This window comes from Variovorax sp. OK212 (assembly GCF_900112425.1).
In the GTDB taxonomy this organism is placed as follows: domain Bacteria; phylum Pseudomonadota; class Gammaproteobacteria; order Burkholderiales; family Burkholderiaceae_C; genus Variovorax.
This window is the reverse complement of the sequence record NZ_FOLP01000015.1, coordinates 38,240-60,292: the sequence shown is the minus strand read 5'-3', so window position 1 is coordinate 60,292 and position 22,053 is coordinate 38,240. Positions and strand designations below refer to the sequence as shown.

General features: G+C 67.7%; 25 protein-coding genes. 10 read left to right on the top strand and 15 right to left on the bottom strand.

Going from position 1 to position 22,053, the window contains the following annotated elements; translation table 11 throughout:
* Positions 1–39 precede the first annotated feature (39 nt).
* Complete coding sequence (locus tag BM004_RS41590) at positions 40–1,101, top strand: hypothetical protein (protein ID WP_177206643.1); 1,062 nt, start codon at positions 40–42, stop codon at positions 1,099–1,101.
* Positions 1,102–1,141: 40 nt separating this feature from the next.
* On the opposite strand, the gene BM004_RS30280 is transcribed toward BM004_RS41590, so the two are convergent.
* Positions 1,142–2,443, bottom strand: a complete 1,302-nt coding sequence (locus BM004_RS30280; RefSeq protein WP_093131930.1) for a UDP-N-acetylglucosamine 1-carboxyvinyltransferase — start codon at positions 2,441–2,443, stop codon at positions 1,142–1,144.
* A gap of 224 nt (positions 2,444–2,667) precedes the next feature.
* On the opposite strand from BM004_RS30280, the gene BM004_RS30275 reads away from it, so the two are divergent.
* A complete protein-coding gene (locus BM004_RS30275) occupies positions 2,668–3,312 on the top strand; it encodes a DUF2625 domain-containing protein (protein WP_093218910.1) in 645 nt (214 codons plus the stop codon).
* A 20-nt stretch (positions 3,313–3,332) separates the two neighbouring features.
* Here the strand turns inward: BM004_RS30275 and BM004_RS30270 are convergent, their stop codons facing one another.
* Positions 3,333–3,707 carry a hypothetical protein gene (locus tag BM004_RS30270; RefSeq protein WP_093218909.1) on the bottom strand — a complete coding sequence of 125 codons (375 nt, stop codon included), beginning with the start codon at positions 3,705–3,707 and terminating at the stop codon, positions 3,333–3,335.
* A 491-nt stretch (positions 3,708–4,198) separates the two neighbouring features.
* Between BM004_RS30270 and BM004_RS30265 the strand changes: the two genes are divergently transcribed.
* The 3 genes from BM004_RS30265 to BM004_RS30255 all read left to right on the top strand — a co-directional run bounded on the left by BM004_RS30265 (position 4,199) and on the right by BM004_RS30255 (position 6,827).
* Positions 4,199–5,230, top strand: coding sequence for a GlxA family transcriptional regulator (locus tag BM004_RS30265; protein ID WP_093218908.1), 1,032 nt, complete (start codon positions 4,199–4,201; stop codon positions 5,228–5,230).
* 281 nt (positions 5,231–5,511) lie between these two features.
* Complete coding sequence (locus BM004_RS30260; protein ID WP_093218907.1) at positions 5,512–6,537, top strand: SLAC1 anion channel family protein; 1,026 nt, start codon at positions 5,512–5,514, stop codon at positions 6,535–6,537.
* Between the two features lie 71 nt (positions 6,538–6,608).
* Positions 6,609–6,827 carry a hypothetical protein gene (locus tag BM004_RS30255; protein ID WP_093218906.1) on the top strand — a complete coding sequence of 73 codons (219 nt, stop codon included), beginning with the start codon at positions 6,609–6,611 and terminating at the stop codon, positions 6,825–6,827.
* On the opposite strand, the gene BM004_RS30250 is transcribed toward BM004_RS30255, so the two are convergent.
* The 4 genes from BM004_RS30250 to BM004_RS30235 all read right to left on the bottom strand — a co-directional run bounded on the left by BM004_RS30250 (position 6,812) and on the right by BM004_RS30235 (position 10,725).
* Positions 6,812–8,011, bottom strand: coding sequence for a M24 family metallopeptidase (locus BM004_RS30250; protein ID WP_093218905.1), 1,200 nt, complete (start codon positions 8,009–8,011; stop codon positions 6,812–6,814). The genes BM004_RS30255 and BM004_RS30250 overlap by 16 nt on opposite strands.
* On the bottom strand, positions 8,008–9,159 hold the full coding sequence (locus tag BM004_RS30245; RefSeq protein WP_093218904.1) for a branched-chain amino acid ABC transporter substrate-binding protein: 1,152 nt from the start codon (positions 9,157–9,159) through the stop codon (positions 8,008–8,010). Before BM004_RS30245 ends, BM004_RS30250 begins: the two co-directional genes overlap by 4 nt.
* 145 nt (positions 9,160–9,304) lie before the next feature.
* Complete coding sequence (locus BM004_RS30240) at positions 9,305–10,222, bottom strand: LysR family transcriptional regulator (protein ID WP_093218902.1); 918 nt, start codon at positions 10,220–10,222, stop codon at positions 9,305–9,307.
* An 89-nt stretch (positions 10,223–10,311) separates the two neighbouring features.
* Positions 10,312–10,725 carry a RidA family protein gene (locus BM004_RS30235; RefSeq protein WP_093218901.1) on the bottom strand — a complete coding sequence of 138 codons (414 nt, stop codon included), beginning with the start codon at positions 10,723–10,725 and terminating at the stop codon, positions 10,312–10,314.
* 128 nt (positions 10,726–10,853) lie between these two features.
* Here BM004_RS30235 and BM004_RS30230 point away from each other — a divergent pair, with 128 nt between their 5' ends.
* The gene (locus BM004_RS30230) at positions 10,854–11,810 is read left to right on the top strand and encodes a LysR family transcriptional regulator (protein WP_093218900.1); all 957 of its coding nucleotides are present in this window, start codon (positions 10,854–10,856) and stop codon (positions 11,808–11,810) included.
* 1 nt (position 11,811) lies between these two features.
* Here BM004_RS30230 and BM004_RS30225 read toward each other — a convergent pair whose 3' ends face one another.
* Entirely contained in the window at positions 11,812–12,558 is a 747-nt protein-coding gene (locus tag BM004_RS30225; RefSeq protein WP_093218899.1) for a tRNA-uridine aminocarboxypropyltransferase, read from the bottom strand.
* A 183-nt stretch (positions 12,559–12,741) separates the two neighbouring features.
* Between BM004_RS30225 and BM004_RS30220 the strand changes: the two genes are divergently transcribed.
* Positions 12,742–13,560 carry a CHAP domain-containing protein gene (locus BM004_RS30220; protein WP_093218897.1) on the top strand — a complete coding sequence of 273 codons (819 nt, stop codon included), beginning with the start codon at positions 12,742–12,744 and terminating at the stop codon, positions 13,558–13,560.
* Positions 13,561–13,602: 42 nt separating this feature from the next.
* Here BM004_RS30220 and BM004_RS30215 read toward each other — a convergent pair whose 3' ends face one another.
* From BM004_RS30215 to BM004_RS30195, 5 genes are all read right to left on the bottom strand, one after another.
* Positions 13,603–14,256: a bacteriohemerythrin gene (locus tag BM004_RS30215; RefSeq protein WP_256220117.1), complete on the bottom strand. Its 654-nt coding sequence runs from the start codon at positions 14,254–14,256 to the stop codon at positions 13,603–13,605.
* A complete protein-coding gene (locus BM004_RS30210; protein ID WP_256220116.1) occupies positions 14,253–15,011 on the bottom strand; it encodes an SDR family oxidoreductase in 759 nt (252 codons plus the stop codon). Before BM004_RS30210 ends, BM004_RS30215 begins: the two co-directional genes overlap by 4 nt.
* 2 nt (positions 15,012–15,013) lie before the next feature.
* Complete coding sequence (locus BM004_RS30205) at positions 15,014–15,301, bottom strand: hypothetical protein (RefSeq protein WP_093218893.1); 288 nt, start codon at positions 15,299–15,301, stop codon at positions 15,014–15,016.
* Between the two features lie 131 nt (positions 15,302–15,432).
* Positions 15,433–15,633 (bottom strand): hypothetical protein, encoded by a 201-nt coding sequence (locus BM004_RS30200; protein ID WP_093131899.1) that lies wholly within the window; start codon positions 15,631–15,633, stop codon positions 15,433–15,435.
* 31 nt (positions 15,634–15,664) lie between these two features.
* A complete protein-coding gene (locus BM004_RS30195; protein WP_093131897.1) occupies positions 15,665–15,919 on the bottom strand; it encodes a hypothetical protein in 255 nt (84 codons plus the stop codon).
* Positions 15,920–16,220: 301 nt separating this feature from the next.
* Between BM004_RS30195 and BM004_RS30190 the strand changes: the two genes are divergently transcribed.
* The gene (locus BM004_RS30190) at positions 16,221–16,442 is read left to right on the top strand and encodes a hypothetical protein (protein ID WP_093218891.1); all 222 of its coding nucleotides are present in this window, start codon (positions 16,221–16,223) and stop codon (positions 16,440–16,442) included.
* A gap of 183 nt (positions 16,443–16,625) precedes the next feature.
* On the opposite strand, the gene BM004_RS30185 is transcribed toward BM004_RS30190, so the two are convergent.
* Together BM004_RS30185 and BM004_RS30180 are read right to left on the bottom strand one after the other, a co-directional pair.
* Positions 16,626–17,312 carry a class I SAM-dependent methyltransferase gene (locus BM004_RS30185; protein ID WP_093131893.1) on the bottom strand — a complete coding sequence of 229 codons (687 nt, stop codon included), beginning with the start codon at positions 17,310–17,312 and terminating at the stop codon, positions 16,626–16,628.
* Positions 17,313–17,383: 71 nt separating this feature from the next.
* The gene (locus tag BM004_RS30180; RefSeq protein WP_093218889.1) at positions 17,384–19,204 is read right to left on the bottom strand and encodes an MOSC and FAD-binding oxidoreductase domain-containing protein; all 1,821 of its coding nucleotides are present in this window, start codon (positions 19,202–19,204) and stop codon (positions 17,384–17,386) included.
* 197 nt (positions 19,205–19,401) lie between these two features.
* Between BM004_RS30180 and BM004_RS30175 the strand changes: the two genes are divergently transcribed.
* Together BM004_RS30175 and BM004_RS30170 are read left to right on the top strand one after the other, a co-directional pair.
* Positions 19,402–19,989, top strand: a complete 588-nt coding sequence (locus BM004_RS30175) for a DNA-3-methyladenine glycosylase (RefSeq protein ID WP_093218888.1) — start codon at positions 19,402–19,404, stop codon at positions 19,987–19,989.
* Between the two features lie 171 nt (positions 19,990–20,160).
* A complete protein-coding gene (locus BM004_RS30170) occupies positions 20,161–20,988 on the top strand; it encodes an HDOD domain-containing protein (protein WP_093131887.1) in 828 nt (275 codons plus the stop codon).
* A 54-nt stretch (positions 20,989–21,042) separates the two neighbouring features.
* On the opposite strand, the gene BM004_RS30165 is transcribed toward BM004_RS30170, so the two are convergent.
* Positions 21,043–21,969 (bottom strand): LysR family transcriptional regulator, encoded by a 927-nt coding sequence (locus BM004_RS30165; protein WP_093218886.1) that lies wholly within the window; start codon positions 21,967–21,969, stop codon positions 21,043–21,045.
* Positions 21,970–22,053 lie beyond the last annotated feature (84 nt).

Sequence of the window (22,053 nt, the reverse complement as noted above, 5' to 3'; positions counted from 1 at the left end):
ACAGGGTCATCGCCGCGCGGCTTCGGCAAAATGGCGGCCATGTTCAGACCCCACCCGACACCGCTGTCGACACCACCCTCGCCATCGCACGTTTTCTCGAAGCCGCTGTACCGCGGCACCGCCGTGGCCCTGGCCGCCGCCGGCCTGCTCGTGCTGGCCGGTTGCCCGCAGAAGGAAGCGCAAGCGCCCTCCGCTTCGACCGCCGCGCCGGCTGCCGCTGCGGCGCCCGCCGCGCCCGCCGTGACCGCCGTGGCCGCAGCACCTGCCCCCGCCGCAGCGGCACCGGCCACGCCCGCCACCGCATCGGCCAGCCTCAAGCGCGCCGAACTCATGGCACTCGTGTTCCCCGACTCGCAAGGCCCCGCCGCCAAGCCCGGCCAGCCCGACACCGTGTCGCTGCCCGAGATCGGCAACGACGGCAAGGCCGTGCCCGGCAGCGCCGCCGAGCAGAACGCCCGCGTGTCCCCGCGCGAAGTGGTGAAGCTGGACGACACCCACGCCGTGCTGCTGACCGAGACCGTGCCCGTCGACGACCAGGGCCAGCCGATGGACGGCCACGTCAACGGCGCATGGCTAGGCGCGTACTTCTTCGAACAGGGCCCCGAAGGCTGGAAGCTCGCCAGCCGCGAAGACGGCGTCGACTACCTCGGGTTCATGGGCAACCTCGGCACCACCAAGGTCGAGCGCACCGCGCCGCAGCGCTTTGCGCTCACCATCACCAACGGCAGCTGCTGGCAGGGCTACTGCGGCCAGTGGCTGTCGGTGTACGCGCTGGAGGCGGGCAAGGTGCGCGCGGTGGCCTCGGCCATTCCGCTGTCGGCCAGCAACGAAGGCGCCGACGAGGCTTGCGAGAAGGTGCTGAAGTCGGAAAAGCCCGAAGAGGCACCGCGCGGCGCCTGCTACGACATCAACGGCACGCCCGCCTTCGCGGCCGGCCCCGACGACGGCACGCCGGGCGAGATGCGCATTGCCTTCAAGGGCGAGCGCACCGCCGGCCCCAAGGGCCGCCGTGTCGAGACCGTCGACAGTACGCTGGTGTACGCCTGGCGCAAGGACGCCTACGTGCTGACCGAGGGCCGCAACCCCGTGCCGTCGTTCTGACTGGTCCGAGGCAGGGGGCCTCGACCGCTTCAGCCCCTGCTTATTCCTCGCTCGTCCACTCCACCTGCACGCCCAGGCTGCGCAGGTTTTCCACGAAGCGCGGGTGCGCGCGGCGAATGGGCGCGGCGTTGCGGATCTCCGACTTGCCTTCGATGCTCGCCGCCACCATGAACAGCGCGATCGCCACGCGAATGATGTAGGGGCTCTCGACCACCGCGGGCGTCAGCGGGTTGCCGCCGAAGGTGATGAGGCGGTGCGGGTCCGACGAGAACACGTGGGCGCCGAACTTCGAGAGCTCGCCGGTCCAGCCCAGCGCGCCGTCGTACACCTTGTTCCAGAACATCGCGTTGCCTTCGGCGCGCACGCCCAGCGCAATGAAGATGGGCAGCAGGTCCACCGGAAAGTAGGGCCACGGCGCGGCCTCGACCTTGGTGAGCACGTTGCTCGTGAACGGCGTCTGCACCTTCAGCGGGCCGGTGCGAATGGCGCGCGACCAGCCGCCTTCATGCACGATCTGCACGCCGAACTTGGCGAACGTGCGGTCGAGCAGCGGAAAGTTCTCGGGCGCGCTGTTGCGCACGATCACGTCGCCGCCGGTGATGGCGCCCAGCGCCAGGAAGGTGGTGATCTCGTGGAAGTCTTCGTCGAAGCGGAACTCGCCGCCCTTCAGCGTGCTGCCGCCATGCACGGTGAGCCGCGAGGTGCCCATGCCTTCGATGCGCACGCCGATCATGGCCATGAAGCGGCAGAACTCCTGCACGTGCGGCTCCGAGGCCGCGTTGGTCAGCGTCGACGTGCCGCTGGCGGTGGCCGCGCACAGCACGAAGTTCTCGGTGGTGGTGACCGAGGCGTAGTCCAGCCAGTGGTCGGTGGGCGTGAGCCGGCCCTTGCTGTGCACCAGCAGCGAGCCTTCGGTGCGCTCGACCTCGCCGCCGAAGCGCTGGAACACCTCCACGTGCGGATCGATCTCGCGCACGCCCAGCGTGCAGCCCTTGACGTTGTCCTCCAGCCGCGCCACGCCGAAGCGCGCCAGCAGCGGCGGCACCAGCATGATCGACGAACGCATTTCCTCGGGCAGCCGGTGGCGCGCCGCGTCGAAGCTGGTCTCGCGGTGGTGCAGCTCGAGCGTGCCGGTCTCGTGGTCCATGTGCACTTCGCTGCCCAGGGTGCGGAAGATGTCCAGGATCTTGCGCACGTCGGTGATGTCGGGCACGCCATGCAGCCGCAAGGGCTCCCAGGTCAGCAGGGTGGCGCAGAGCACCGGCAGCACGGCGTTCTTGTTGGCGGAAGGGGTGATGCGGCCACGCAGCGGCGTACCGCCATGCACGATGAGGTTGGACATGAAGGAGCGGAAAACAGGGAGGCGGTGGGGGAATGGGGAAAGGCTCGAAGACAATTCGAAACCGCAGGCGAGCATTTTGCCGTCTGAAAGCAGCATGAACGGCGCTGAAGTTGTAAGAACTTCAAAGTGAAAGACGCCGAATTAACAATTCTTTCGCATTACTTCCGATTGCTTTCAGATTCCTTCGGATCGCTTCGAAGCCTTTTTCACCCAACCAACTTCTTATGCGCACGCTTGACCAACTGATCGACACCGAAGACCCCGCATTGCCGCTCGTCAGCGAATGGGCCGAAGGCGCCGCCCATTCCTTCGAGATTCTTCCGCCCTCACCCGAGCGCGAACGCGTGCTGCTGGGCCTGCAGGTCACTACCCGCTCGACCATGGGCGCCGTGGCGTACGACACCGGCGGCCTGCTGATCGACCACGGCTGGCTGCGCGTGCTGGGCTCGGGCCATGCGAGGCTGCGCCGCAACATCGCCGACTGGAACAAGGCGCGCTCCGACGGCTTCCTGCTCGTGGCGGACGACGTGGTGGGCGGCTTCTTCGCCGTCAACGGCGGCGGCCTTGGCGAGGACGCGGGCGCCATGTACTACTGGGCGCCCGACACCCTCACCTGGGAGTCGCTCGAAATCGGCTACAGCGACTTCCTCGAATGGGCGTCGACCGACCGGCTGCAGGTGTTCTACGCAGACTCGCGCTGGAGCGGCTGGGAGGCCGACATGAAGAACATCGGCGCGGACCAGTGCTTCAACTTCTTCCCGTTCCTCTGGAGCAAGGAAGGCTCGGTGCACCAGAGCTCGCGCAAGGCGGTGCCGGTCGAGGAGCAGTACGCGTTCAACGCCGAGATGGCGGGAAAGATGGAGGGATAGCCTTCCCGAGCCAGACGCCTCTATTCGCTGGGTTCGGTCGGTTCCGTCGGTTCGGTCAGCGCCTCGCACTGCGCTTCGATGCGCTCGTGCAGCAGGCCCAGCGACACCGCCAGAAAGCGCTGCAGCGCGCTGCGCTGGCAGGCATCGAAGAGCGGCGCGGGGTCCGCGGCACACAAGGCGGCATCGCGCCGGTCTTCGTCCCAGGCAAGCAACCGGGCCAGCGTGTGCGCGCCTTGCACCACGTCGCGCGCATCGTTGAGGAACGCGGCGTTGCCTTGCAGGAAAGCATCGAGCCGTTCGCCCTGAACCCATTCGAAGGGTTTGAACTGGGCGGTGGGCCGGTAGGGCGCGCAAGGGCCAGGGCCAGGGCAGCCGGTGTCTGAAACATGGGCCATCGGGCCTCCAGGGATGTCGATTTGCAACAACCGGCGCACCCGCTGTCAAACGAGGGCGGCAGCTCGAACGGGTTGACAGACCGGGACATCCTTGCGGAAACCGGCAGGGCGTGAGCCCTCCCGCTCGAGCCGCCTGAAAAAGCTCGAACGAAAAAGCCGCAGTCCCTGTGCGGTAGCTGCGGCTTTCGTCGCAGGATGTCAGCGGGCTGTCAAACCCGGCCCCGCTCATCACGAGGCGAAGGCAATGTAAGCGGTCTCGGCGGCGCGGGTCAAGCCAGGCGATGGGGAACTGCCATGGCATTGCGGGCAAATGCCCGAAAGCGGCTCGCCGGGTTCGAGCCGGCCGCGCAGTGAGGACCACGCTTCCACGCTCGGCGGCTGCCTCGGCCTGCGCCCGTCCCCTCGACTTCGCCAGGCAGACAGACCGTTCTACAATGCCCCGCCCACCGCCTGCCGCAGCTGTTGCCCCGCAGGGCCGGGGCGTTCAAATCATGAAGCTGGTCATCGTCGTGTTGGAAGGTGTGCAGGCATTGGACGTCGCGGCGCCCATGGATGTGTTCACCGAGGCCAACAGCTTCCTCCCCGCCGACCAGCACTACGAGATCACCCTGGTCGGCCTGCGCGCCGGCAGCGTGCGTTGCGCCAACGGCATGGAGCTGCATGTCGGCACCGGCTACCTCGACTACACCGGCCAGCCCGACCTGCTGCTGGTGGCCGGCGGCCCCAAGCTGCCGGAGCTCAACACCTACGCGCCCGAGTTTCTCCAGTGGCTGAGCGCCAAGGCGCAAGGCTCGCGGCGCTTCGGCTCCGTGTGCAACGGCGCCTTTCCGCTGGGCCATGCGGGCCTGCTCAACGGCAAGGAGGTCACCGCCCATTGGCATGACGTCGACCGGCTCATCGCGCAGTTCCCCAGGGCCCGCGTGCGGCCCGACAAGATCTTCGTTCGCGACGGCGCCCTCTTCACTTCGGCCGGTGTCGCGGCCGGCGTCGACCTGTGCCTGGCGCTGGTCACGGAAGACTGGGGCCACGAGCTGGCGCTGCGCATCGCCAAGCGGCTCATCGTGTACATCCGCCGCGAGGGCGGCCAGTCGCAGTACAGCCCGTTCCTGGCGGTCGGCCCGAAGGAAGAGACCGTCGTGGCGAAGGTGCTGCGCCATGTGACGGACCACATCGGCGAGCAGCTGTCCATCGAGGAGCTCGCCGACTCGGTGGGCGTGAGCCGGCGCACCTTCTCGCGCGTGTTCGCGAAGGACGCCAACATGACGCCGTCGGCCTTCGTGGAGCAGGTGCGGGTCGACTTCTCGCGCAAGCTGTTGGAAGAGACCGACCTGCCGCTGAAGACGGTGGCGTTTCGCTGCGGCTTTCACAGCGCCAACCACATGCGCGTCATCTTCGCGAAGCGGCTGGACACCACGCCGCGCGAATACCGCCGGCGGTTCAGGGACGAAGAGCCGACGCGGGCGCGCGACGAGGCGGCCAATTCGCCGACAGTGGGCGCGGCAACGGGCGCCATCGCTTCCTAGCGAGCCGCGCGGCGCCTGCCGCTTTCTTTCCGCGGCGGCGCAATGCCGCCGCATCCACCGCAGTGGCCCGAAAGCAGCCATCAATGGCGCAAACCTCACCACACCCAAGGCCTGCGCCGCAGACCCGGCCCATAGACTTTTCACATCGCTTCCGCAAAGCGATTTCCGGGCTGTGGTGACGGTGTTGTCGAGCTGACGCGCCTGCTGCATCGGGGTCGTGCGGGAGCCCAACCTCCACGGTTCGAGCACCGAGGAACGCGCTGCGTCAGTGCGCGCCTCGCATGCTTCTCCGTGCCCCTCCAGGAGCAAGCATCAACCCCACGCAAGCGCTGAGCCCAGCGGAAATTCCGCGGCAGGCATCCATCCAGTACCTCCCCGTCAACCTGTTCGCCTCGGTCATGGGCCTCTCGGGCCTGGCCCTCGCCTGGCGCCAGGCCAGCCACCAGTTCGGCACCAGCGCGCTGATCGACGCCGCCATCGGAAGCCTTGCGGTCGTGGTCTTCGCCGTGCTCTGCATCGCGTACGCGGCCAAGGCCGTGCTGCATCCGTGCGCCGTGCACAACGAGTTCCGGCACCCGATTGCCGGCAACTTCTTCGGCACCATAACCATCGCGGTGCTGCTGATCTCGTCGGTGGTGGCGCCGGTCAGCGCGCGCGCATCGGAAATCATCTGGGGCTTCGGCGCGGCCAGCACCGTCGCGCTGTCCTTCACCATCGTGAGCCGCATGCTGCGCGGCAAGGTCGACGCGGGCCACTCGGTTCCGGCGTGGCTCATTCCGGGCGTGGCCACGCTCGACATCACGGTGGCTGGCGGCACCCTGCCGATGGCATGGGCCAGGGAGGTCAACCTGTTCGCGATGGCCGTGGGCACCACCATGGCGCTGGTCTTCTTCACGATGATCATGTCCAGGCTCATCCACCACCATGAAAAGCTCGCGAGCGACATGGTGCCGTCGATGATGATCCTGATCGCCCCGTTCGAGGTCGGCTTTCTCGCGTACACGAGCTTCTTCCAGCGCATCGACACCTTCGCCGCGATGCTCTTCTACTTCGGCCTGTTCGTCTTCTTCTCGCTGGTCTTCAAGATCTTCAAGCGAAGCATTCCCTTCGCGGCCGGATGGTGGGCGCTGAGCTTCCCGCTCGCCGCGCTCAGCAATGCGGCCTTGCGCTATGCGGAACACGCCCGCTACCTGCCGGTGACGGTGCTGGCGGTGGCGCTGCTGGTGCTCCTGAGCGTGCTGATCGCCGTGCTGCTGGTTCGAACGATTCACCTCGTCGCAAGCGGCAAGTTGCTCGCGCCGAAGTGAACGACCCACACGCGCTCACCGATTCCCAAGCGGCTCGGCCGCGACTCTCTTCAACTCAACGGTCCATCACCATGTCGAACCCCGCACGCCTCCGCCCCGCCCAACCCGCGACCACGACCACGACCACCACCACCACCACCGATGCCGCCGGCATCGACGCGGACGCCGCGCGCAAGCAGGCCGCAGACGCGGCCGCCCTAGCCGCCCTTGCCGCCCAGTGGGAACAGGTCGGCAACTGCAGCGGCCTGGACCAGGTCCAGGCCATCGTGCACGCTCAACCCCAGAGCTGAAAGTCGAGCGGGGTGCGCAACAAGCGCACACTGCCGCTCTCGGTGACATGCACCATGTCGCCGAGCGCCGCACCGCCGAGCCCCTTGGCGAAGAAGTTCGGATGCAGCTCGAACATGGCGCCGGTACTCGCCTCCAGCGGCGCCGACCTCCCCGTGTCGAAGGGGTCCGCATACTGCGGAAAGGCCGCCACCGACTGCGGCTCTTCGTAGCTCAAGCCCAGCCCGTGCCCGCTGCGAAAGCGGAAGATGTCGCCGGGCGGTACATGCGGCAGCCCGCGCGACAGGATGCCCTGCACGGCCTTCTCGGCGCCCGCGAGGTCCGCGCCCGCGCCGAACAGCGCCAGGGCCTCGTCGAACATCTCGTGCACGAGGCCGTGCAAGCGCAGGTGCACCGGCAAGGCTTCCACGTACGCACCCATGCGTATCGCGTGGCCCCAGTAGCCGTCGAGCTTCAGCATGACGCCCAGCAGCACCTGGTCGCCGGGCACGGGCTTGCGCCGGTTCTCGTGCGGCAGGTACTGCGGCCTCTGCGCGGCCGGGCCGATGGTGAGCCAGGTCTTGCAGTACTCGGCGCCGCTGACGAGCGCGAAGTGCTCGACGTCGCGCTGGGTCTTCCATGCCTCGCGGTCGTGCCGCAGGAACGCCGGGAAGCGTGAGAACACCTCGTCGCACAAGGCCGCCGCGGCGCTGAGCGCCTCGACTTCAGGCGCCGCCTTGGCGATGCGCCAACGATCCAGCTCGGGTGCGATGTCTTCCCATTGCGCCCGCGGCAGCGCGCGGTGCATCGACTCGATCGTCTGCCATTGCGCTTCGGGCCAACCGGCCTGCCCGATGCGCAAGGCATCGCCGCTGGAAGTCGCCAACAGGCCTTGCACCGCCTCGCCGAGCTTCGATGGCGCGGAGAACACAACCGCATCGATGCCGGCGATGCCCTGCGCCGCATGCAGCTGGAACGGGTTCGACAGGATCAGCGTGCGGCGGCCGCGCTCGACCAGCAAGCTCGTAGACGCTTCGAACCCGTCCCAGTCCGCGAACAACCGCAGGTACGCATTCGAGCGCGTGGCCGCGCCCAGCGCGCCGCCCTGCGCATGGATCAGCACCGCACGCAGGTCCTGCCGAAGCACGAGCTCCTCGAGCTGGCCGAGCCGCTGCGTTCGCAGCCGCTCCAGCGATTGCCCCGTCACTTGAGCGCAACCTTCTTGCCCGCGTCGAAGCGGTAGAGCGTCATGGCCGGGTTCTTCAACTCGCCGCTCGGCTCGAACGCAATGCGCGCCGTGATGCCGTCCAGGTGGGTGTTGAACAGCTCGCGCGCATACACCGCCGGGTCGGCCGAGCCCGCCTTCACCATCGCCGCGGCCAGCACCATGGTGGCGTCGTAGGCGTAGGGCGAATAGATCTGGAACTCGCCCGGGTACTTCGCCTCGTAGCGCTTCTTCCATTCGACGACCTTGGGCGACAGGTCGGCCGCCGTGCCGCTCTCCGCGCAGACCACGTTGGCCAGCGTGGGCGCGCCGCCCGACAGCTCGGCCAGCTTCGAGGTGCAGATGCCGTCGCCGCCGAAGAGCTTCACCTTGTCCATGCCGAGCTGCGCCAGTTGCCGCACCATCGGGCCGGCCTGCGAGTCGGTGCCGCCGTAGAAGATCGCGTCGGGCGACTTGCCGCGAATGGTGGTGAGGATGGCCGAGAAGTCGGTGGCCTTGTCGGTCGTGTACTCCTGCGCCACGATCTGGATGCCCTTGGCCAGCGCCGTCTTGCGGAACACCTCGGCCACGCCCTGGCCGTAGGCGGTGCGGTCGTCGATCACCGCCACGCGCGTGAACTTGAGCTTGTCCGCGGCCAGCGCGGCCAGGCCCGCGCCCAGCTCGTTGTCGTTGGCCATCATGCGAAAGCTGGTCTTGTAGCCGCTTTGCGTGAGCTTCGGGTTGGTGGCCGACGGCGTGAGGTTCGGCAGGTCGCAGTCGCTGTAGATCCGGGCCGCCGGAATGGCGGTGCCGGAGTTCATGTGGCCGACCACGCCGTTGACCTTGGCGTCGCAGAACTTCTGGGCCACCGCCGTGCCCTGGCGCGGGTCGGCGCCGTCGTCTTCTGCGGCGATGACGAAGTGCGCCTTCCTGCCGCCGATCGTTACGCCCTTCGCATTGAGTTCGTCCACGGCCAGGCGCACGCCGTTGGCGGTGTCGCGCCCGAGGTGGGCCTGCGCGCCCGACAGCGGAGAGGCGCTGCCGATGGTGACGGTGAGCGCGTCGGCGGCCGAAGCCGGCAACGGGGCGAAGGTTGCGAATGCAGCGAACGCGAACGCAGCGGCGGGCGGGAAGGGAGCGGGGGTGTGCATCGAAGGGATCTCCGGAAGGGGTTGAACTCCGGACAAAGTGTTCCCGCCGCGGCACCTTGCGGCAAACCAGAAATTCTTGGGGGAGGCCCCAACTTTTTGCGAGGGCTGCGCCCTGCACCCTGCGCCCTGGCTTGCCGCGGCCCGCTCAGCGCGCCAGCACGTCGCAGCGGCTGTTCGCGATGAAGTCCTCGCACGACGCGCGCGCCATGTCCACCAGCGCCTCGGCCAGCGGCGACGCGGGCTCCATGCGAAAGCTCGCGACCAGCGGCAGCGCGGCCGGTGGCGGTGCCACGTCGAGCGGCACCAGCCGGCCGTCGAGCAGGTCCTGCTGGATCACGGCCACCGGCAGCAGCGTGCTGCCGAAGCCCGAGCGCGCCATGTCGATCATGGCGCCGATCGACGAGAAGAAGCTGATGCGCAGGTCCACCGACGCACCCGCGCTCTGGGCAATGTTGCGGTAGACGCCGGAGTCGCGGTAGAACGAAATGATCGGGTGCTTCGCCAGGTCGTCGAAGCCCAGCGGCGCGCCCGCGGGCAACTGCTGCGCCAGCGAGGGGCTGGCCACCCAGCGCATGGCGAGGTTGGCGATGCGCCGGTTGTCGATGAAGCCCGGCGTGATTTCCTCCGAGAGGATCGCGAAGTCGAGCGTGCCGCGCAGCAGGTCGTCGCGCAGCCGCGGCGTGAGGTCGGAGCCGATTTCGAGCGTGGCCCTCGGGTACTTCTTGGCGAAGCGCGAGAGCAGGTCGGGCAGCCAGGTGTGGGCCACCGTCTCGATGACGCCGATGCGCAACATGCCCGAGAACGCATCGGCATGGCCGACCGCATTGAACATGCGCGTCTGCAGCTCGATCATCTTCTCGGCGTAGGGCACCAGCTCGGTGCCGCTGCGCGTGAGCAGCACGCCGCGGTGATCGCGCTCGAACAGCCGCACGCCGAACTGCTCCTCGAGCGTGGCGATGCGCCCCGCCACCGCGGCGGCCGTGGTGTGCAGCATGTCGGCGGCCGCCTTGAAGCTGCCCAGCTTGGCGACGCAGACGAAGGACTCGAGAAATCGGACGTTCATGACGCCCAGATTCTCACCTCGCGGGCGACGGATGCGAAACGCACCTGCGCGGCGTCGAGGCGTCGAGGCGTCGCGCACCGGCCGGCCCTTCACCCGGCTCGGCTGCCGCTGCCCTCCGGCAGCTTGGCGATCACCTTGATCTCGCACTGGAAGCCGTAGAGCCACGTCACGCCGATGCCGGTGAGCGTCGGGTGCGGTGCTTCGCCCCAGTACTCGGGCACGATCTTCCAGACCTTCTCGAAGTTGGTCTCGGGGTCGACGATGAACACCGTGACATCGACCACGTCGTCGAAGCTGCAGCCCGCGGCCGCGAGAACGGCGTTGAGGTTCTCGAAGGCGCGGCGCACCTGCGCCTCGATTTCGGGCTCGGGCGAGCCGTCTTCGCGGCTGCCGACCTGGCCCGAGACGAACAGGAAGCCGTTGGAGCGAACGGCCGGTGAGTAGCGGTTCTTCTCGTAGAGCGCCTGGCGCCCGGGGGGAAACACGACGTCGCGCTGGTTCATGGAATGCAATGCCTTCTTCTCGATGACGATGAAGGGACTTTAGGCAGCGCAGGCGTCGCGATAAACAGGCAAGGCCAACAATCACTGTTTGCAAAACCCAAACAATCACGGAATCGGCAGGAGCAGAGATGGACCGTTTCGATGCGATGCAGGCCTTCGCCCGCGTGGTGGAGGCCGGCAGCTTCACCAAGGCAGCCGCCACGCTGCACATGAGCAAGACCAGCGTGACGCAACTGGTGCAGCAGCTCGAGGCGCGGTTGCGCGTGAAGCTGCTCAACCGCACCACGCGCAAGGTGAACGTCACGGCCGACGGCGCGGCCTACTACGAGCGCGTGCTGCGGCTGCTGGCCGACATGGACGATGCCGAGACCAGCCTGTCGAGCGCGGCGGCCTTGCCCCGGGGCCGGCTGCGGGTGGACGTGCCCAGCCCGCTGGCCCGCACGATCCTGGTGCCGGCGCTGCCGGCCTTCCACGCGCGCTACCCCGACATCCAGCTCGACATGGGCGTGAGCGACCGCATGGTGGACCTGATCGGCGAGAACGTGGACTGCGTGCTGCGCGGCGGCGAGCTCACCGACCAGTCGCTGATGGCGCGCCGCGTGGGCGACCTGCAGCTGGGCGTGTATGCGGCGCCCAGTTACCTCGAACGCGCCGGCACGCCCGCGCACCCGAAGGAACTGGAAGACACGCACCACCGCATCGTCGGCTTCCTGTGGTCGCGCAACGGCAAGACCTTTCCGTATGCGATGCGCCGCGACGGCGAGCACATCGCGGTGCAGGGCCGCTACGTGCTCTCGGTCGACGACGGCAATGCGTACGTTGCGGCGGGCCTGGCCGGCCTGGGCGTGCTCTGGCTGCCCGACTACATGGCCAGCGCGCACGCGGCGAGCGGCGAGCTGGTGCGCCTGTTCGAGGACTGGCAGCTGGACTCGATGCCGCTGTACCTGGCGTTTCCGCCGAACCGGCATGTCAGCGCCAAGCTGCGCGTGTTCATCGAGTGGGTTGCGGAGCTGATGGCGCGGCATGCGCCCGTGCAGCCCATAGAGCCCATCAAGCCCATCAAGCCCATGAAAAGCCCGGCGTGATTCAGGCCGGCCGCGGCGCGGACACTTCGCGCAACCGCCGGTGTTCCTCGCCGTCCCACACGATGGGTTGCTGGTTCTTCGCGCGCAGGTAGTGGTGCGTGAACACCGCCAGGTAGGCCTCCAGCGTGCGCTCCGCGAGGTGTTCGCCCGCCAGATCCATGCACATGGCGGCCACCTCGCTGGTGCAGAAGTGGTCTTCCCGGCCGGAGTTGCGCAGCTTGTACTGCGTGATCTGCTCGGGCTGCAGGCTCAGCACCGGGAAGCGGTCGAGGTAGGGGCTGCGGCGGAACATCTTGCGCGCCTCGCCCCAGGTCGCGTCGAAGAGGATGAAGAGCGGGCGCTTCCGGGCAGCGGTGCTGGCCGTGTCGGCTGACGCCACGGTGAGCACCACGCGCTCGGGCTGCGCGTACTGCCCCGGGAACACCACATAGGGCTGCCATTGCGGGTCGTCGAGCAGGGCGAGCAAGGCCGGGTCGGTTTCGGTGCGGGCCCAGCCGAAGGCGAAGGTGTCGGCCACCACGTCGGCCACCAGCCAGCCGGTGTTGGTGGGCTTGAGCGGCTCGATGTCGGCCATGAGCAGGCACACGCCCGCGCGCGTCGGCACCACCGGGCGCAGGGCGCACATGCAGTGGCTGGGCAGCAGGCGGCAACCGGCACAGCGCTCGCGCTTGAAGCCGCCGCGGGCAAGAAAGGGCTTGGCGCTTCGCGCCAGGCGGGCGGCGCGAAGAAGGGAAACGGCGTGAGGCATGCGGGGATTGTCAGTGCATCGCGCCGCGCCCTGCCCGCCGCATGGCGATGCCGGGTCGCCACCGCGCGGCGCTCGCGTTGGCAAGCTCCTATCACTTCAAGCCTATGGATCTCGCTCGGGCGCAGGCGTAGATTGCGCACGCTGAACGCGCCCGATCCAACCATCCAGTAACGAGGAGCCTCCATGCCAGATGGCCAAGCCACGACATCGCCTGCATTTCCGGGTCGCACGATTCGTGCGAACGAAGCCGACAGCCAGTTGGTCTCGCAGGTGCAGGGCGCCCTTCTCCAACGTGGCTACGGTCCGTTCAAGGACGGCGTGTTCGACGCATCGATGACCGCCATCGTCAAGCTGTTCCAGGCCCAGCACAGCGACGTCGACGGCGCCCCGCTGGTGGTCGACGGCGAGGTCGGGCGCATCAGCTGGAGCGTGCTGTTCCCCCAGCCGACGGTGTTCCCCGCGACCGCGCCGTCGACGCTGATGCTGCACGCGCTTGCGGTGGCAGGAACGCAGGTGGGTCAAATGGAAGTGCCACCGGGCTCCAACCGCGGACCGATGGTCGACGAGTACCTCGACGCCGTCGGCATCCCGCCCGCGCAGGGAACGGCCGCCGACCGCTTCTGGTGCATGGCCTTCGTCTACTGGACCTTCAAGACCGCCGCCGCCTCGCTCGGAGTTCCGAATCCCTTGCCGAAGACGGCGAGTTGCGCGGGGCACTGGAAGCGCGCGCAGAACATTCCCGGCGCCGTCAGGATCACGCGCCAGGCCGCGTTCGCGAATGTGAGCCTCATCAAGCCGGGCCTGATCGCCATCCTCGACTTTGGCGGCGGCGCGGGCCACACCTTCATCGTCGAGCGCATGCTGGACAGCGGGCGCATCGCCACCATCGAAGGCAACACGAACAACGACGGCTCGAACAACGGCGTGGGCGTCTTCAGGCTCGATCGGCGCAAGCTGTCGGACAAGAGCATCGTCGGCTTTGTCGACTACTCCAAGGCATAGGCGCGAGTTTTTGCGCGCGTGCGCCGACGCCTCGCGCCACGGTCACGCGCCGAACAAGCGCTTCAGCCAACCCTGCTTGGCCTGCACGCCCGCGTGGCCCTGCTGCAATTCCCTGCCGACCTGCGCCTTGACGATTCTTTCCGCCGACGAGTCCGTGGCGTGCAGGTGCGCCTTGACGGTTGCCACGTAGGCACCGTCCTCGTGGCGGATGTGATTGAACAACCACCGGTAGAGCATGTCGTGAAGCTCACCGAGCACGGACTCGCCACGCTCGAAGCGCGTGCGGAATTCGACGACACGCCGCACGAAGATTTCATGCACCTTCTTGTGCGGGGTCGAGAACGGGTAGCCGGCATCCTCGAGCATCGCCTCCTCGAAAGCGAAGTGGGAAGCCGTGTAGTCGATCGTCTCTTCGATGATCCTGCCGACGGCCCTCTGGTCGTTCGTTTGCCGGGCATCGTCCAGTGCGTTGATGTACTGGGCGATGCGTTGATGCTGGGCATCGATTTCATGGATTCCGGTGTTGAGTTCGGTCTTCCATACAAGATGCGCCATGATTTCTGAGTCTCGATTGCAGCGTAAAAACCCAGTATCGATGTGCGCCGCCGGCCGCCGGTTGATCTGAATCAAGCGAGCGCGCGACAACGCGACAGCCGGCACGCCCGATCTCGGCGACTCCGGCTGCCGCGCCTTCAACCCGGATTCATGGCGGCAAAGGTGGCCTCGTAGCGGCCGTCTCGCTCGGCCCAGCGCCGGGCCTTGTCGCGTTCGACCAATACCTCGCCCCGCTCATGCGCGCCTTGCGCGAGCAATGCCATGACCTCCGCGACATACACGGCCACAGGCATCGCGCGCGGGTCGCCCGCCTGCTGCTCGCCGGTGAGTTCGGTCTGGACGTACGGCGGTGCCAGCTCGAGCACTTCGACGGGCACCTTGCGCAGCTGATGACGCAGCGACTGCAGCCAGGAGTGCAGGAACGCCTTGCTCGCGCAATAGGTCGGGAAGTCGGCACGGGGCACGAACGCGAGGTTGGAGCTGGTCGCCATGATCGTGGCGTGCGCCTGGCGCTTCAGCATCGGCAGGAACGCCGCCACGACCTGCAGCACGCCCATGATGTTGGTCTGCACCAGCGCCTGTGCGGCCGATGCGGCCGATGCGTCCCAACCGTCCGCCGCCATGTCTTCCGCGCGCGAGATGCCAGCGTTGGCGACCAGCATGTTGAGTTGCGGGTAGCGCGCGCGAACCTCGGTGGCGAGGTCTTGCAAGGAAGCAGGCGCGTCGAGGTCGAGCGGCAGGCCGACCAGGCCGGGCCGGGCCGCCGCGATCTCGTCGAGCAGCGCTTGCCGCCGCCCGGTGACGATGACGCGGTTGCCCAGGTCGTGAAAGGCTTCGGCGAGCGCGCGGCCGATGCCGCTGCTGCCGCCGGTGATGAGGATGGTGTTGCCGGTCATGTTCATGGTTCATTGCCCTTTGAGTTGCGTCTTTCCCGCAGGTGGTCGAACACCGCCTGCATGTGCAAGGTCTTGATCTGCCTTGCGGCATCGAAATGGAGAGCGGGTTGCGCACGCAAAGGGGGCGCGCGGCTGGGCGGGCAATGCGTGTGCGCGTCGTTCAGGTCATCGCGCGGTGCGAGCGACGGCGCGCCGGGCAGGGCGCCGGGTAGAGCGCCAACCAGAGCGCCAGGCGCGATGAACCGGAAGGGAGCGGTGCCGATGAGTGCGGCGTAAAGATGCGTCGTCATGCCAAAAGCGTTCTTGCATCGAGAAATTCCCTGCTGGGATCCTCTCGACAAAGGACGCGTTGGATGACGGTAACGCCTACGGTAGCGGCGAAGAAGCTGCTACGGGGCCGGATGTTAACCGGCGCGGCCCTTCAACGCCAGTGCATTTGCGTCAGCTCCTTCAACGCAAGAAAACCGTCCTCCAGCGCAAGGTCGAACTCGGGAAAACTCTTCGGCGAGTGTGCGACCTGCACATCGATGATGTCCGTCTCCTTGCGCTCCAGGAGCGTCCAGGAAAACGCGTGAGGTTCGAGCTCGTCGACGATGACGCGAAGCTGGCTTGCCGGGACCATGGCGCCTCCGGAGTGCGGCTGCGGCGCGGCTTCAGTGCGCGGCCAGGACGTGTGCCTGGTAGGACACGTCCAGCAGCTTGCCCTTGCGCGCGTAGTAGCGATCGAGCCGCCACTCCTTCAACACCTCGATCGCCAGGCCGAAGGTGCCGAGGCTCAGCGTGTAGAGGCTGGAAAGAGGAAATTCGTCCCCGGATTCCAAGGCCAGAACGAGTCGCGCGAGGACCAGCGATTCGTTGCCGTCCGGATCGGACGTGATGATCCGGCGTGCTTCCTTGATTGCGTTCATGCGAGAGCCCCTCGTTGAGGTCGATCGCGTGCGGTCACAGTGGCGAGATGCAGCCTTGGCCAACCGGGTTGTTGGGGCGCTGTACGTCGTCTGCCTTTGCTTTGGACGCGAAACACCGCGTTGTGCGGGTGTGAAATCCAGTCTAGCACCGAGGGCCCGGCAAGGGAACTTGCTTCGGCAAGGCGCTACATCACAGAGCGCACAGACCGGCGAGGCTACAAACTGCGACAGCATTTTTTCGGCAGACGCGTATAAGCCCGAAGCTCGGTGATCCCTCCTCTTTTGGCCGAAGGAATTCCTCATGTCCAGACATCTGTTTCAGCTGCAACATCTCTTCGTGAAGCTGCGAGACCGCTACGGCGACAGCGACCACGCCGTCTGCGAACTCGGTGCCCAACTCCAGGCACTGGAAGTCGTCGAAGCGAAGGAGAAGGAAACGCGCGTCGACACTCGCCAACTGCTGGCTGCCGGACAGTTCAGGGCGAATCGCAGCGCCTCTTCTGGCGCGCCCCGGCTGTTGTGAGGCGCGGGCGCCGCGGCGCACTTCACCTCACCTCACCTCACCTCACCTCACCTCGGCGACTTCAGGTCGGCCTTCGTGCCGCGACAGAGCTGCTGTGAGCCCGCTTCTTCGATGACTGCCATCGGCTCATTGTTGCAGTGATCGGTGAGCGGCCGGCCATGGCCGCATGCTTGCGCCCTCGCATCACGCGTAGGCAACCCATCCCCTGAACGTGAAGCCCACGTAGAAGAGGCGCACGTCGCTGAAGCCGGCCTCGCGCAGGATGGCTTCGTCTTGCGCGGGCGACAGGATCGTCAGGTCCTTCTCGACCTTCTCGCGGGTGGCGGCCGCCTGCCGCGGATCGGAACCCGATGCGGTGAGGAAGGCGGCGTAGCGGTTCATCCAGACTTCGCGTTCGCCCTCGCCATCTTCCACGCTGAGATGCGCGACGACGAACGGCGCGCCCGGCTTCAGGCGGCGATGGATTTCCCCGGCCGTCGACAGCCGCTGCTCGAGCGGCACGAAGTGAAAGGTCAGCAGGCACGTGGCGCCGTCGAAAGGCCCGGCCGGCGCATCGTGCACATAGCCTTCGTGCAAGGCCACGCGCGACATCAGCGGGCCGAGCCTGTGGGTTGCGAGTTCGAGCATCGGCGCGCTGGGGTCGACGCCGTCGACCTGCCATTGCGGGTTGGCCAGCGCAAGGTCTTCCAGCTCCAGCCCGCCACCGGCGCCGACCACCAGCACGCGGCCATCCCGGGGCACGCGCTCGGCCAGCAGGATGCGCGTCATCGGCAACAGGCCGCTGTACCCAGGCACGTTGCGCTTCGGGCCCTCCGCATATCTGGCGACCGCGTCGGAGGTACTGAAGGCGCTGTGAGAGGTGTTGGTCATCCAACGATGATGGCATGGGGCCTTGGCACTGGAATGTCCGAGGGGCTTCGAGAAATCATCGGCGGCATCGATCAGATGTCGATGACCACATCGCCCTGCGGCCGGGCGCAGCAGAGCAGCACGTTGCCTTGCGCCGGCGGGTCGAGCGGCTCGGGTCGATAGTCGACGCCGCCCGAGACCAGTCCGCTCTCGCAGTTGTGGCACACGCCCGTGCGGCACGACCAGCGCACGGGCACGTCGCACGCCTCCGCCAGCTCGAGCAGGCTCTGGTCCTGTGAAGGTCGCCAGCGAACGCTGATGCCGCTGCGTGCAAACGAAACCAGCGGGCCCGTGCCGGGCGCGCCCTCGGGCCGATGCGGCGCGCGCACTTCTGACGCGATCACGCCGGGCATCATCGAAGGGCCGCCCGCAAACACCTCGGAATGGATGCGCTGCGCAGGTACGCCCCAGGCCGCAAGGCCCTTCACGGCGTCGCCGAGAAAGCCCGATGGCCCGCAGAGGTAGAAGTCGCTGCTGCGCGGCACGTGCAGCGCGTCGAGCGCTTCCACCGCGAAGCGGCCTGCCGTGTCGTAGGCATGCACCTTGTCATGTGCGTCGCCATGTGCGTCGTCATGTGCGTCGTCATGCGCCGCCAGGTCGTTCGCATCGGGCCTGCTGTACCAGACGTGGCTTCGCCCGTGCGCCAGTCCGGCGACCAGTTGCCGCGCCTCCTCGCCGAACGAATGCGTCTTGCCGTCGCGTGCGCCGTGCAGCCACCAGACCTCCCGCGCCGAAGCGCTTTCCGCCATGGCGTGCAGCATCGCCAGCACCGGCGTGGCACCGATGCCGGCGCTCAGCAAAACCACCGGCCCCTGCCCCTGCGCCGGCTGCAGCACGAAGGCGCCCCTGGGTTCGCTGACGTCGATGACGTCGCCCACGGCAATGCTGCTGTGCAGGTAGCGCCCCGCGGCACCGTCCGGCTCGATCTTCACGCTGATGCGATAGCGCCCGCCAGAGAACGACCCCGACAGCGAGTAGCTGCGAAACAGCAGCGGCCCGTCGGGCTTCGGCCGCAAGCGGAGCACGACGAACTGGCCCGCGAGCGGCTTCGTGAGCGCCGCCCCGTCCATGGGTTCCAGCGAGAAGGAGATCACGTCCGCGCACTCGCGGTCGATCCGCGCAACCCGCAGCGGCCTGAAGCCCGGCGCTGCCGTGCGCGCACCCGCACCCGCGACCAGCCCCGCGTTGCCCGTGGCAACAGGATGCTCGAGCTGGCTTCGAACCAGTTCCTCGAACGACCATCGCCAGCCGGGCGACAGCGCGGTGATCCGCAGCGCCTTCTCGAGCCGCTCGCGCGGATGGTGGGGCGAGTACAGCAAGGCATTGACCTCGGCGACGGTCATGCGCTCGGGTCCGCGCGCCACCGTGACGATCTCGTCGTCGGCACCGACTTCGCCCTCCTCCAGAACGCGCAGGTAGAAGCCGGGCCGCCCGCTCGACGTCAGCAGCGCCGCCATGCGCGGCTCGTTGGTGCGAATGCCGACGCGGTAGCAGGTGACCCGCGGCTGGGTCACTTCGAACAGCGCGCTTCCTATGCGGTAGCGGTCGCCGATGCAGACCTCGTCGTCGGGCAGGCCCTCGATGGTGAAGTTCTCGCCGAACTGCCCGTGCGTGAAATCGCTGCGGCCCAGCTGTTGCTCCCAGTGCCGGTACGACCCGGCCTGGTAGACGAAGACCGCGCGCTGCTCGCCCCCATGGCCGCCAAGATCGCCCTGGCCGTCGCCTTCGACGTTGAGGCGGTTGACCCGCCGGCGGCCCTGCACGGACGCTTTCCAGATGCCGGTGTGCACGGTCTTGCCGCGCCACTCGATGTCGCGTGGAAGACCGACGTTGACGGAAATCAATCGGGCCATTGAAATACCTCCGGGTTTCAGCGCCTCGTTGCGTCGCAAGGCACATGGCGCAGGGCGGCGTGGCGGCGTGGCGGCGCCGGCATCTGTCCAAAGACGGATGAGGCCGTAAGGATGCCGGAGGTGCCGGGGTGTGGCAAATGGGCCAGCCCACGGCGGACACCCGAACATCCGCGCACCCGCGCACCTATCATCCGGCGATGGCAACGCCCGGCGCGCTCATCCACGCAGAGATCGACTTCGCAGCGCCGTCGCTCGACGTGGCCAGGCGCCTGATCGGCGTCACCTTGCTGGTCGACGGCGTCGGCAGGCGCATCGTCGAGACCGAGGCCTACGACCCCGAGGAACCGGCCTCGCACGCCTACAACGGCCGCACCGAGCGCAACGCAACCTTGTTCGGGCCGCCGGGCTGCGCGTATGTCTACCGCTCGTACGGCATCCACTGGTGCCTGAACTTCGTCTGCCGCGAGACCGGGCATGCGTCCGGTGTGCTCATTCGCGCGCTCGAGCCCACCCACGCCCTGGACCGCATGCGCGAGCGGCGCGGGCTGGCCGACGCGCGCCTGCTGTGCGCGGGCCCCGGCCGCGTGGGACAGGCGCTGGCCATCGACCGGAGCTTCGATGGCATGCGCCTCGATGTGGCGCCTTTCGCGTTGCTCGCGGCGCCTCATGACCCGCCGCGCCCGGACGTGGTCGAGGGACCGCGCATCGGCATCTCGAAGGCCGTGGACATGCCGTGGCGTTTCGGGGAGCGGAACTCGCGGTTCCTGAGCAAGCCTTTCGCGTGAGCTCGCTGTTCAAGCGTGCGGGTTTCGCCCTGCCCCGCCGTGCATCGGCCTGCCGGCGCATCACTCCCACCGGAATCCGTAGAAATGACGGATTCCCTCCGATCAAGGGTTTACTAAACCGCGCGCTGGAGGAGAATCTTTCGCATACCAAGGCAATACAACCACAACGCCATGACACTCGACGACCTCTTTGCCAATGACGAGTCGCTGCCCACCGTTCCGAAGGTGGTGTCCGACCTGATCGAGATGATGCGCGACGAGGAGGTGTCCTTCGCGGACATCGCGCATCGCATCGAGCTCGACCAGGTGCTCGCGGCCAAGGTGCTGCAGATGGTCAACTCGCCCTTCTTCGGGGTTCCGCGCAAGATCTCGTCGATCCAGGGCGCGATCCTGATGCTCGGCCTGTCCGCCATCCGGTCGTTCGTCGTGAGTTCGGGTTTGTCCGGAACCTTCCGCAAAGTGGAAGGCGTGGACCTCCCGGACTTCTGGGCCCACAGCCTGCGCGTGGCGTCGGTCGCACGGTACCTGGCTTCCAAGACGCGGCGCGTCGACCCCAACCTGGCGTTCACCGCGGGCAGCATGCACGCCATCGGCCACCTGCTCATGGCGCAGGCCATGCCCCGGCGCATGGCCGCGCTGAATGCCATTCACCCCTTCGAGGCGCTGGGGCGCGCGCAACTCGAGCTTGTCGAGTTCGGTTATCACTACGGCGACGTGAGCGCCTCGCTCGCGCAGCGCTGGGACTTCGCTTCGAACCTGGCCGGTGCAATGGCAAGCTTCGTGAATCCCGCGAAGGCTGAACGCGTGGACGCCCTGGGCGGCGTGCTTCACCTGGCCGTGTGGCGCGTGGCCCTGGAGCGCCAGGGCATGGACCTGAGCAACATCGCCGGCTTCTGGCCCAGCCAGCCCGCGATGGCCGTCGGCATCACCGAGAACATCGTGCAGCAGATGCCGGCGCCGCGCGTGCTTGCGGCGGAGGTCGAGTCGATGATTGCCTGACCATGCCGTTGCCCTTGCGGGGCCACGGCTGACGACTTGCTCGGGGCCGGTCGCCTATCGGCTCGAGAGCGCCACCACCTCCCTCACCACCCCCAGAAACGCCCTGAGCCCCGCCGGCACATGCCGGTGCCCCGGGTAGTAGATGCACTGCCCCGCAAAGGCCGGCGACCAGTCTTTCAGCACCTCGACCAGGCGGCCGTCGGCGATGTACGGCGCGGCCTCGTACGCGCTGGTCCACGCGATGCCCGCGCCCTCCAGTGCGGCCGCGATCATCAGGTGGTGGTTGTCCAGCGTGAGCGGCCCTTCGGCGTCGATCGACACGCGCTTGCCCTTTTTCGCGAAGTCCCACTTGTAGAGGCCGCCGCTGGCGAAGCGCGTGCGGATGCAGTCGTGCGCCGCCAGGTCGGCGGGCGTGCGCGGCTTCTTGCGGCCTGCGAAGTAGGCCGGCGACGCCACCGTGGCGAAGCGCAGCGGCGGCGTGCAGGGCACGGCGATCATGTCTTCGGGCACGCTGTCGGCCGCGCGAATGCCCGCGTCGAAGCCCTGCGCCACGATGTCGACGAAGCGGCCCTCGGTGACGATGTCGACGCGCATGTCGGGGTAGCGGCGCATGAACTCGAGCACCATCGGCGCCAGCACCATGTGCGCCGCCGCCTCGGAGGCATTGAGCCGCAGCGTGCCGGTGGGCGTGTCGCGGAATTCGTTGGTCGCCTCCATGGCCGCGGAGATTTCACGCAGCGCGGGCTGCACGCGCGCCAGGAACTGCTCGCCCGCCTCCGACAGCGCCACGCTGCGCGTGGTGCGGTTGAACAGGCGCACGCCCATGCGCTGCTCCAGCGCCGCAATGGCATGGCTCAGCGCCGAAGGCGACAGGCCCAGCTCGGCGGCCGCGCGCCGGAAGCTGCGGTGCGTGGACACGGCCACCACCGCGTTCAGTTCGAACAGGCCGGCCTTGCCGGCCGTCTTGTGGGTCTTGGGCATTGTTCTGATTCCTGCATCTCTTCATGCGAGATTGGGTGGATTGTTTCATCAGTCGGGCCGCCTTACCTTCGTTGCTCGACAACG